This window comes from Frankia sp. Cppng1_Ct_nod (genome assembly GCF_920656135.1).
Classification (GTDB): Bacteria; Actinomycetota; Actinomycetes; order Frankiales; family Frankiaceae; genus Protofrankia; species Protofrankia meridionalis.
In genome coordinates, this window is record NZ_CAKKTK010000053.1 from 1 (window position 1) to 9,921 (window position 9,921).

At 67.5% G+C, this 9,921-nt stretch carries 7 protein-coding genes; 3 read left to right on the forward strand and 4 right to left on the reverse strand.

The genetic code is table 11. The features are described from left to right. On the reverse strand, nucleotides 1-798 hold a 798-nt coding region (sucC, locus tag NBW77_RS15090; protein WP_250279902.1), incomplete at its 3' end, for an ADP-forming succinate--CoA ligase subunit beta. A gap of 369 nt (nucleotides 799-1,167) precedes the next feature. Next, on the reverse strand, nucleotides 1,168-1,584 hold the full coding sequence (gene icmB, locus NBW77_RS15095) for a coenzyme B12-dependent isobutyryl CoA mutase small subunit (RefSeq protein WP_217497610.1): 417 nt from the start codon (nucleotides 1,582-1,584) through the stop codon (nucleotides 1,168-1,170). 431 nt (nucleotides 1,585-2,015) lie between these two features. Between icmB and NBW77_RS15100 the strand changes: the two genes are divergently transcribed. Both NBW77_RS15100 and NBW77_RS15105 read left to right on the forward strand, forming a co-directional pair. Beyond that, complete coding sequence (locus tag NBW77_RS15100; protein WP_250279903.1) at nucleotides 2,016-2,885, forward strand: esterase/lipase family protein; 870 nt, start codon at nucleotides 2,016-2,018, stop codon at nucleotides 2,883-2,885. A 252-nt stretch (nucleotides 2,886-3,137) separates the two neighbouring features. Continuing rightward, the gene (locus NBW77_RS15105; protein WP_242606066.1) at nucleotides 3,138-4,001 is read left to right on the forward strand and encodes a M23 family metallopeptidase; all 864 of its coding nucleotides are present in this window, start codon (nucleotides 3,138-3,140) and stop codon (nucleotides 3,999-4,001) included. Between the two features lie 152 nt (nucleotides 4,002-4,153). Here the strand turns inward: NBW77_RS15105 and pcrA are convergent, their stop codons facing one another. Next, nucleotides 4,154-6,610: a DNA helicase PcrA gene (gene pcrA / locus NBW77_RS15110; RefSeq protein WP_131748410.1), complete on the reverse strand. Its 2,457-nt coding sequence runs from the start codon at nucleotides 6,608-6,610 to the stop codon at nucleotides 4,154-4,156. Between the two features lie 459 nt (nucleotides 6,611-7,069). Between pcrA and NBW77_RS15115 the strand changes: the two genes are divergently transcribed. After that, entirely contained in the window at nucleotides 7,070-8,191 is a 1,122-nt protein-coding gene (locus NBW77_RS15115; protein WP_131748412.1) for a threonine ammonia-lyase, read from the forward strand. Nucleotides 8,192-8,253: 62 nt separating this feature from the next. Here NBW77_RS15115 and guaA read toward each other — a convergent pair whose 3' ends face one another. Next, on the reverse strand, nucleotides 8,254-9,795 hold the full coding sequence (gene guaA / locus NBW77_RS15120) for a glutamine-hydrolyzing GMP synthase (protein ID WP_250279906.1): 1,542 nt from the start codon (nucleotides 9,793-9,795) through the stop codon (nucleotides 8,254-8,256). Nucleotides 9,796-9,921 lie beyond the last annotated feature (126 nt).

Genomic DNA, 9,921 nt, shown 5'->3' on the forward strand with positions numbered 1-9,921 from the left:
GTCCAGGGTGGACATGACCAGGCCCGCGCCGTTACCGATGATCCCGACCTGACCGGACAGCTTGACGTAGTTGAGGCCCTTCTCCTTGGCCTTCTGCTCCAGCGGATCCACCGCGGAGACGTCCACGAACCCGGTGTGATCCGGATGCCGGAAAGAGGCGTTCTCGTCCAGGCTGACCTTGCCGTCCAGGGCCACCACCCGGCCGTCAGCGGTCAGGATCAGCGGGTTGACCTCGACGAGGGTCGCGTCGGACCGGACGAAGACGTCCCACAGCTTCACCAGGAGCTCGGTGGCACCGTCAAGGGCTGCCTCAGGCAGCTTCGCCGCGACCGCGATCTGGCGGGCGACGGTGGCGTCGACCCCGGTCAGCGGGTCGATCGGGATGCGGGCGAGCGCCTCCGGCTTGGTCGCCGCAACCTCCTCGATCTCCATCCCACCCTCACGGGAGCACATGGCGAGAAAGGTCCGGTTCGCCCGGTCGAGGAGGAACGAGGCGTAGTACTCCTCGGCGATGTTGCTCGCCTGCTCCACGAGTACCGAGTGAACGGTGTGACCCTTGATGTCCATACCAAGGATCGCGGACGCCTTGGCGGTGGCGTCGTCCGGCCCGTCGGCAACCTTCACCCCGCCTGCCTTGCCGCGGCCGCCGGCCTTGACCTGCGCTTTGACAACGACGCGTCCGCCGAGGTCGGTAGCGATGGCGCGCGCCTCGTCCGGAGTCGTGGCGACCTTGCCGGTGGGCACAGGCACGCCGTGATCGGCGAACAGCTTCTTCGCCTGATATTCGAAGAGATCCACAGTCCGTCCAGTCGGATACGAGATCGGTGGTCAGAGTCGAAGGTTCGAAGTTCGAAAAAGTCAGAGTCGCCCCGAGCCTACCGAGGTGTCCGTCTCGGCCTGTCCTGCTCTTGCCGCGACGGTCGGTCACGTATGTCCGAGGTCCGCACCATCATCACTCGGACGGTGCCCCGAGCGCCTTACTTTGTGGCGGCCGACACCGCGATCACAATGATCACAACGGCTGTTGTTCCAATCCGGCCCAACGCGATCCCGATGATGGCAACGATAGCGCCATGCACACCCTATGTAAGGGTACGATCACTATCCGTCTGTTCGAAAGTGGCCGTGGAGCACGACGCGGAACATCCACCCGACGCCGCGGTGTGGTCAGGATGCGTGGACCGTGGCCACCCGTGACCGGATCCAGGCGACGATCTCGCTTGTCGTCGTTCCCGGAGTGAAGACCTCTCCTACGCCCAACGCCTTCAGTTCGGGAATGTCGGCGTCCGGGATGATCCCGCCGCCGGTCACCACGATGTCGGTCGCGCCGCGTTCCGCCAGCAGTTCCATCAGACGGGCGAACAGGGTCATGTGCGCTCCCGAGAGCACCGAGAGACCGATGCAGTCCGCATCCTCCTGGATGGCGGTCTCGACGATCTGCTCCGGCGTCTGGTGCAGACCGGTGTAGACGACCTCCATGCCCGCGTCCCGTAGTGCGCGCGCAACCACCTTGGCTCCTCGATCATGGCCGTCAAGACCCGGCTTGGCAACCACCACCCGGATCCGCTCACCGAGCTCGCTCACGCCGCCTCCTTGCATCCCCTGACATGATCTCCAACGGATGCTAGCGGGGGGCGGTCGGAGAAGCACGCCATTGCGACCGGGCTCGCGGCAGGCCACGGGTGGTTGACCAGGAAGCGGGAGTCGACAGTGCCCGGGTCCGTTTGTACTCTCGGTCACGGTAGGCGCCTGGTGATCCCTGGAGCCGCCTGCGGCACGAGAGAAAGCGACTCCCCACGGGTCATCACCCAGGTCGCCACCTCGCGCGCGACCTGGGACCCCGGTCGCGCGGTCCACCGACTCCCCCTGATCGCGCCGCCAGCAGTTCTTCCGACGGCTATCTGCGCACGGACGGAGAAGAAGCAATCGGAAAGCGTCGACTGAGCCGGATGGGCGCGGCAGCAGGCAGAGTCACCCGGTCCGTAGGTACAGGCACGGTCCATCGCGGCGCACAGGTGCGCCGCGGTCTGCTCGATGCACCGGGCACGGTGCGCGGGATCGCCGTGGAAGCCACGTGGCTGGCAACCCACGTCGCGTTCTACCCGGTCGGGGTCGTCTCGGAGAAACTGCGCGAACCCGCCGACCGTTACACCCTCGAAGGACTCTCCCCACTGCGGCGTGGGCTGCTCGTCGGCGACATCGAAGCCGCGGGCACACCGATCCTGCTGGTCCATGGACTGATCGACAACAGGTCGATCTTCACTCGGCTACGCCGGTCGTTGCACCGGCGGGGATTCGGGCGAGTCGCCACGGTGAACCTGCCCCTGTTCACCTCGGACGTGCCCTCGGCGGCCCGGCGGCTTGCCGCGGTGGTCGAAACAATGTGCGAGCAGACCGGCTATGTACGCCTGCACATCGTCGCGCACTCGCTCGGTGGCCTGGTCGCACGTTACTACGTACAGAAACTCGGTGGCGATGCCCGCGTCCACACGCTCGTGACGCTGGGAACCCCCCATGAAGGCACCCACCTGGCCCGACTGCTCCCGCCGATGGTGCCATACACGCTCCTGCGCCAGCTGCGCCCGGACTCGGACGTGATCCGCGAGCTCGCCGGACCGGCACCCGGATGCCGGACGCGGTTCGTGGCGTTCTCCGGGGAGCTGGACATGGTGGTGCGTCCGACCGAGTCGGCCCTTCTGCACCACCCGGATCTCAGCGTCCGCAATGTGTGTCTCCCCGACGTGGGTCACCACTCACTGCCGTTCAACATCGAGGTCGTGCACCAGATCGCGACCACCCTGGCCCATCTGGACGACACCGTCGAGTACATCGGTATCCATAAGGAACGACAACCGGAGTCGCCGGCACAGCCAGAAGCCCTGTAGGACGCACCGGCCCTACGGTCCACACAGCCCGCCTCGCCGGATCCTCACCGGATCCGATCGTTTTCCGATGATCGGATCGGTTTGGCGCGATCAATAAAGATCCACCAATGGCGATTACACCAGGCAACCGGTATCTGACGTAACGTCTCGATGTCCGTATCGGGTACGGGGTGGCGGCAAAGTCCCGATTTGGTCGGTGTAGCGTTCCAAGCGGTTTACAGGATCCCCCCTCATGCCACGTTCAGACGTGGCATGAGCCTTGTCGGCCAACAGGAGCGTGAGTCCGGGTTGTCGCAACCCCCAGCCCACGCTTCCGGGCGGCACCGCGGCAACGGTGAGCCCGCGAAGCGTGGCAAGCCGGCCGGTGTCCGCCGTCGGACGATGTCGATCTCACAGGTACGCCGGACCGGAGTCGCCTCCGCTGTCGTTTCCACGCTCGGCATCGCCATGGTCAACACAACCGGCATCGCGCACTCGGAGCCACCGAGCCTGGCCGAACTGCGAACCGCCGGGACGATCTCCGCAGCCGGGTCCTCCCAGACCGACGACGCGACCGACGACCTGAGCGATCCGACCCTGGTCGGACAGCAGCACAGCGACGACGCGGCCATGCAGCGCCGGGCGCAGGCCGACCGCGTCGACCGCGACCAGGCCCTGGCCCAGTTGTCCATCCTGCTTGTGCAGCAACGAGCCGCCGCCGAGCGCACCGGGCGCCGGCAGGACGAGACGCAGCGCTGGGTCCGGCCGATCGAGGCATACCTGACCCAACGGTTCGGCGGCGCCAACGGACACCCCGGCATCGACCTCGGGGCGGCGTACGGAACCCCGATCGTCGCCGCCCATGGCGGCACTGTCATCTACGCGGGATGGGAGTCCGGTTACGGCAATTTCGTGCAGATCATGCACGAGAACAAGGTCGTCACCTGCTACGGACATCTGGCCCGGCTCGACGTTCGGGTCGGCCAGGTCGTCACGACGGGCCAGCAGATCGGCCTGGAGGGGTCGACCGGGCACTCCACCGGCCCGCACCTGCACTTCGAGGTCCGGCTCAACGGGCAGGACGGGACCAAGATCGACCCACTGGCATGGCTCATCGAGCATGGGGTCACCTACTGACTTCCCCCAAATAGCCGCTTCGCGACCATTTGGGGACCCCTGTGTCTTCGGCCGGCCGCCATCCATGGCCCGTCGATCCGCTCCGCGAATCGACGTAACACAAAAATCAGCACGCCAAGCCGCTTCGCGACCATTTGGGGACGCAAGGAGACTCAGAGCTTTTCGATCGGGGTGTAGCGCAGAAGCAGACGCTTGGTTCCCGTTCCATCCCCGAAGTCGACGCTCGCCTCGATGTTCTCACCCGACCCCGCCATCGCGACGACCAGGCCCAGACCGAACGTGTCGTGATTGACCCGGTCACCGGTGGAGAGGTTGGGAATCGGGCGCGCGACCGCCGCTGGTCGGCGTCCCGGCAACCCCCCGACCTTCCCACCGGAGGGCCGCGACGACGCCCAGCTCGACGCGGACGCCTGCGGCGGGGGTGCCGGGGGCCTCGGCTGTTCGAGACGCCGCCAGTCGACAAGCTCGGACGGCACCTCGTCGAGAAAGCGCGACGGCGGGTTGTATGCCGGCTGGCCCCAGGCGCTGCGGATCTGAGCCCGCGTGAGATACAGGCGGGCGCGGGCCCGAGTGATGCCGACGTACGCGAGGCGACGTTCCTCTTCGAGTTCGGTCGAGTCACCGAGCGTGCGCATGTGCGGAAAAACGCCTTCCTCCAGCCCGGTCAGGAACACCACCGGGAACTCCAGCCCCTTTGCGCTGTGCAGCGTCATCAGGGTGACGACCCCGTCCGTGCCCTCCTGGTCGTCGCCCCCCTGATCGTCAGGACCCGGAACCTGGTCTGCGTCAGCCACCAGGGAGACCTGCTCGAGGAAGTCCGCGACCGACCCGTCCGGGAAGCGCTCGACGAACTCCCGGGCTACGCTGACGAACTCCTGGAGGTTCTCCACCCGTCCCTCGGACTCGATGGTGTCCTGCGCGGTCAGTTCGGACAGGTATCCGGTCCGTTCCAGCGCCGCTTCCAGTGCCGCGACCGGGCCGTCGTCCGCGACTGTCCGCAGCTCGGCAAGCAGATCGGAGAATCCACGGACCGCGTTCGCCGACCGTGTGGCCAGACCCGGGACCTCGCTGACCCGTTGCAGGGCTTCGGCAAACGAGATCCGTTCCCGATCGGCGAAGGCGGCGAGCATTGCCTCGGCGCGGTCCCCGATGCCACGCTTGGGTACGTTGAGGATGCGTCGCAGGTTCACTGTGTCCGTGGGATTGGCCAGCACCCGCAGATAGGCGAGAAGGTCCCGGACCTCACGCCGCTCGTAGAAACGCACCCCGCCGATCAGCCGATAGGGTAGGCCGACCCGCACGAAGAGCTCTTCAAACACACGGCTCTGGGCATTGGTGCGGTAGAAGACGGCGACCTCACCCGGACGGGCGAGTTCAGCGTCTCCGAGCCGGTCGACCTCGGTGGCGACGAAAGCAGCCTCATCGTGTTCGTTTTCGGCGACATAACCGACAATCTTTTCGCCGTCGCCGGCGTCCGACCACAGCCGTTTGGGCTTACGCCGGTCGTTACGGGCGATCACCGCGTTCGCCGCGGACAGGATCGTCTGGGTCGACCGGTAGTTCTGCTCCAACATGACCACGGCGGCGTCAGAATAATCCTGCTCGAACTCGACGATGTTGCGGATGTTCGCGCCCCGGAAGGCATATATCGACTGGTCCGCGTCACCGACCACACACAGTTCAGCAAGTTCCACCTTGTCGCCGCCGGCAGCCGGAGCTGTTCCCGGCCGAACCGGCTCACCATCGACCGTGAGCGGGGACATGCGTCCCGCCAGTTCCCGGACAAGGACGTACTGGGCGTGGTTGGTGTCCTGGTACTCGTCGACGAGGACATGACGGAAACGGCGACGGTAGTGTTCGGCGACATCCGGAAACGCCTGCAGCAGGTTCACCGTGGTCATGATGAGATCGTCGAAGTCGAACGCGTTGGCCTCCACCAGCCGACGCTGGTAGCTGCCGTAAACCTCAGCGGTGGTGCGTTCGACGTGGTTGGATGCCTTGTCCCGGGCGGTCTCCCAGTCGACCAGCTCGTTCTTGAGGTTGCTGATCGCGGTGGCGAGCGCGCGTGCCGGGTACCGCTTCGGGTCGACGTCCAGATCGCGGGCGACCAGCGTGATCAGGCGCTGTGCATCCGCCGCGTCATAGATCGAGAAGCTGGTGGTGAACCCGAGCCGTTTCGCCTCCGACCGCAGAATGCGGACGCAGGCGGAATGGAAGGTACTCACCCACATCGCCCGCGTGCGCGCGCCGACCAGAGCGGCGACCCGCTCCTTCATCTCGTTCGCGGCCTTGTTGGTAAAGGTGATCGCCAAAATTTCGGTGGCCTGGACGCCGCGCGCCGCCAGCAGGTAGGCGATCCGGTTCGTCAGTACCCGGGTCTTACCCGACCCGGCGCCCGCGACGACGAGCAGCGGCGAACCCTCGTGGACGACCGCGGCCCGCTGCTGCGAGTTCAGCCCCTCCAGCAACGAGCCGGGATCGAGCCGTGGCGCGGGACGGCCGGGCGGCCCGTCCGGTGCCGGGTCCGCGGTCGGGCCGGAGCCGTACAGGGTGTCGCTGTACGGGGCATCGCCGAAGTGAGCGGATGGGCCACCGAAAGGAGTACTCATGACAGGTCGATCGTATGTTCGGCGTCCGACACATCGGACAGACAGTGGTACACGTTCCCCACCCTACGAGGCACCCTCCAGCGTCACGACCGCGCGTAGCGTCCAGGCCGCACAGGCGCGGTCGAGTGGACCGGATGTCCCCCCTCATCGCACATCCCCCGTCGCGCCCCGTCGCGCCCCGTCGCGCAGTGTGGGTAGTGGCCCGCGCGCCGGGCACGGCTTATGCGAAACGGACAAAAAGTACACAAGGCTGGAGCGGAAGTCACTGCCGGCCCGTTTGACGATCGCCCGTGTTCGAGAGCAAGCTGAGAAGGTGCCGCAGCACCTTATGATCATTAACTAGGCGCGCGAACCCGACTCACGGGCCGCGCGCCTCGCCCTCCTGCCATTTCGGCAGGGGGCTTTTTTGTTGCTGCGGTCACGCCAGAGGTGGCCGCCCGAGCCATCGGGAGACCATCGATGAGCCGACCAGCCGCCACCGCGGCACACGCCACCAGCGCCGACGGTCCTACCGACCCCGCCAGCACCCCGCCCAGACCCGTCCCGCCCACAGCCGGCCAGGTCGGCCGTCAACCGGACGTGGACATCGACACCGCGCACATCGACACCCTGGACATCGAGGTCGACCGGGCTGCCGCCGTCCTCGCGCCAGTGGCCCGGCGGACCAGGGTTGTGCCCAGCGCGCACCTGTCCCAGCTGACCGGCGTGCCGGTCTGGTTGAAGTGCGAACACGAACAGCACACCGCGTCGTTCAAGTTGCGCGGTGCATTCACCAGGATCGCCCTTGCCGACCCCGCGGTACGCGCACGTGGCGTGGTCGCGGCCAGCGCAGGCAACCACGCCCAGGGCGTGGCGTATGCGGCGGCCCACTTCGACGTACCCGCGACGATCTTTGTTCCGGAAGGGGCAAACCCGATCAAGGTCGCCCGCACCCGACGCCTCGGCGCCCGGGTCGAGCAGGTACCCGGCGGAATCGATGCCGCATTGCTCGCCGCGCAGGCCACCGCCCACGACAGCGGCGGCCTGCTCGTCCACCCCTTCGACGATCCGGTCGTGATCGCCGGGCAGGGCACGATCGGCCTTGAACTGCTGGACCAGGTCCCGGGCCTGCGCACGGTCCTGGTCGGCGTCGGCGGCGGCGGGCTGATCACCGGCATCGCGACGGCGATCAGGCAACGCCGCGCCAACGTGCGGGTGATCGGCGTCCAGGCCACAGGTGCACCCGCCTTCGCTCGGTCGTGGCGCTCAGGGCACCGGCTATGGATACCTCCGGTGACCCTCGCCGACGGGATCGCCGTGGGCAGCGCCGGTGATCTGACGCTGGCACTTGCGGCCAAGGTGGTGGACGACGTGGTCACGGTGGACGAGGACTCGTTCTGGGAGGCGATGGTGAGTCTGCTGCGTGCCGACGGTCAGCGCGTGGAACCTGCCGGTGCCGCCGGGACAGCGGCGCTGCTGCGCTATCCAGGTCTTGCACAGGGCCCTACCGTGGTGATCCTCTCCGGCGGCAACGTCGACTCCGCCACCGCCCGCCGCGTCCGGGCTCTCGCCGCCGAGCCCCTGGACCCCCCCGCGGCCTGATGGGCGCGTTCCCCCGCTGCCCTGCCGTTCCCTGTCGGCCATTCCCCGGTCGGTGCCCCGGACTATTCCCACTCGATGGTGCCGGGAGGCTTCGAGGTGATGTCGTACACCACCCGGTTCACCTGCGCAACCTCGTTGACCACCCGGCCCGAGATACGTTCCAGCAGGTCGTAGGGCAGTCGAGCCCAGTCTGCGGTCATCGCGTCCTCACTGGTCACCGCACGCAGGACGACCGGGTGCCCGTAGGTACGCTCATCCCCCTGCACCCCCACCGAACGGACGTCTGCCAGCAACACGGCGAACACCTGCCAGATCTCGCGGTCCAGACCCGCGCGACGGACCTCCTCCCGTACGATCTCGTCCGCGGTCCGCAGCGCTTCCAGGCGTTCCGGGGTGACCTCACCGATGATCCGGACGGCAAGACCCGGCCCGGGGAACGGCTGTCGCCAGACAATCTCCTCGGGTAGCCCGAGTTCCTCGCCGAGCTGGCGAACCTCGTCCTTGAACAACGTGCGCAACGGCTCCACCAGGGTGAAACGCAGATCCTCGGGGAGCCCACCGACGTTGTGGTGCGACTTGATCTTTGCCGCGGTCGGTGACCCCGACTCGATGACATCTGGATACAACGTGCCCTGTACAAGGAACTCGATCTGGGATCCCTCGGCCTCGGCCCGCGCTTCCAGTGCACGGGCCGCATCCTCGAAGACCCGGATGAACTCCCGACCGATGATCTTCCGCTTCCGCTCCGGGTCGGTGACGCCGGCGAGCGCCGCGGCAAACCGGTCAGCGGCCTTGACATGCACCAGCTCCACCCCGGTAGAGGCGACGAAGTCCTGCTCCACCTGCTCCGCCTCGCCTGCACGCAACAACCCGTGATCGACGAACACGCACGTCAGTTGATCGCCAACAGCCCGGTGCACCACCGCTGCAGCCACCGCCGAGTCCACCCCGCCGGACAGTCCGCAGATCGCCCGCGCGTCGCCGACCCGGGCTCGAACCGCAGCCACCGCCTCGTCCGCGATGTTGACCATCGTCCAGTTCGGCCGGCAGCCGGCGCCGGCGAACAGGAAGTGGCGCAGCACGTCCATCCCCCGGTCGGTGTGGACCACCTCCGGGTGGAACTGGACACCGAACAGTCGGCGTCCGAGGTCCTCGAAGGCCGCCACCGGCGTCGACGGCGTGGACGCGGTGACCACGAAACCGGGCGGGGCCGCCGTCACCGAGTCGCCGTGAGACATCCACACCTGCTGGGCGGGCGGCAGATGCGCGAACAGGACACCGGAGGCGATGACGGTGAGACGGGTCGCGCCGTATTCCGCGGTGCCGGTCCGCGCGACCGTACCGGCCAGCGCATGCGCCATCACCTGGTGGCCATAGCAGATGCCGAGCACCGGAACCCCGGCGTGGAACAACACCGGGTCCATCTCGGGGGCACCGGGCGAGTACACCGACTTCGGCCCACCCGAAAGGATCACTGCGGCCGGATTGCGAGCAAGGAGCTCCTCGACCGGGAGGTCCCACGGCACGATCTCCGAATACACGTGGCACTCGCGCACCCGCCTGGCGATGAGTTGGGCGTACTGCGCGCCGAAATCCACGACCAGGACCGTGTCATGAGCGGGGCGGGACGCGGGCCGGCCGGACTCGGCGACGCCTGTCGCCGCGCGCGTGGAACCGGGCCCGACCGGGCCACCGGCGGTCCGGTCGGCGCCGGCCGGACGCCCGGCTGG

Excerpts from the sequence above, each read along its gene's own strand:
- NBW77_RS15105 (WP_242606066.1), top strand. The coding sequence starts at position 3,138 with ATGAGCCTTGTCGGCCAACAGGAGCGTGAGTCCGGGTTGTCGCAACCC.
- NBW77_RS15115 (WP_131748412.1), top strand. The coding sequence starts at position 7,070 with ATGAGCCGACCAGCCGCCACCGCGGCACACGCCACCAGCGCCGACGGT.
- pcrA (WP_131748410.1), bottom strand. The coding sequence starts at position 6,610 with ATGAGTACTCCTTTCGGTGGCCCATCCGCTCACTTCGGCGATGCCCCG.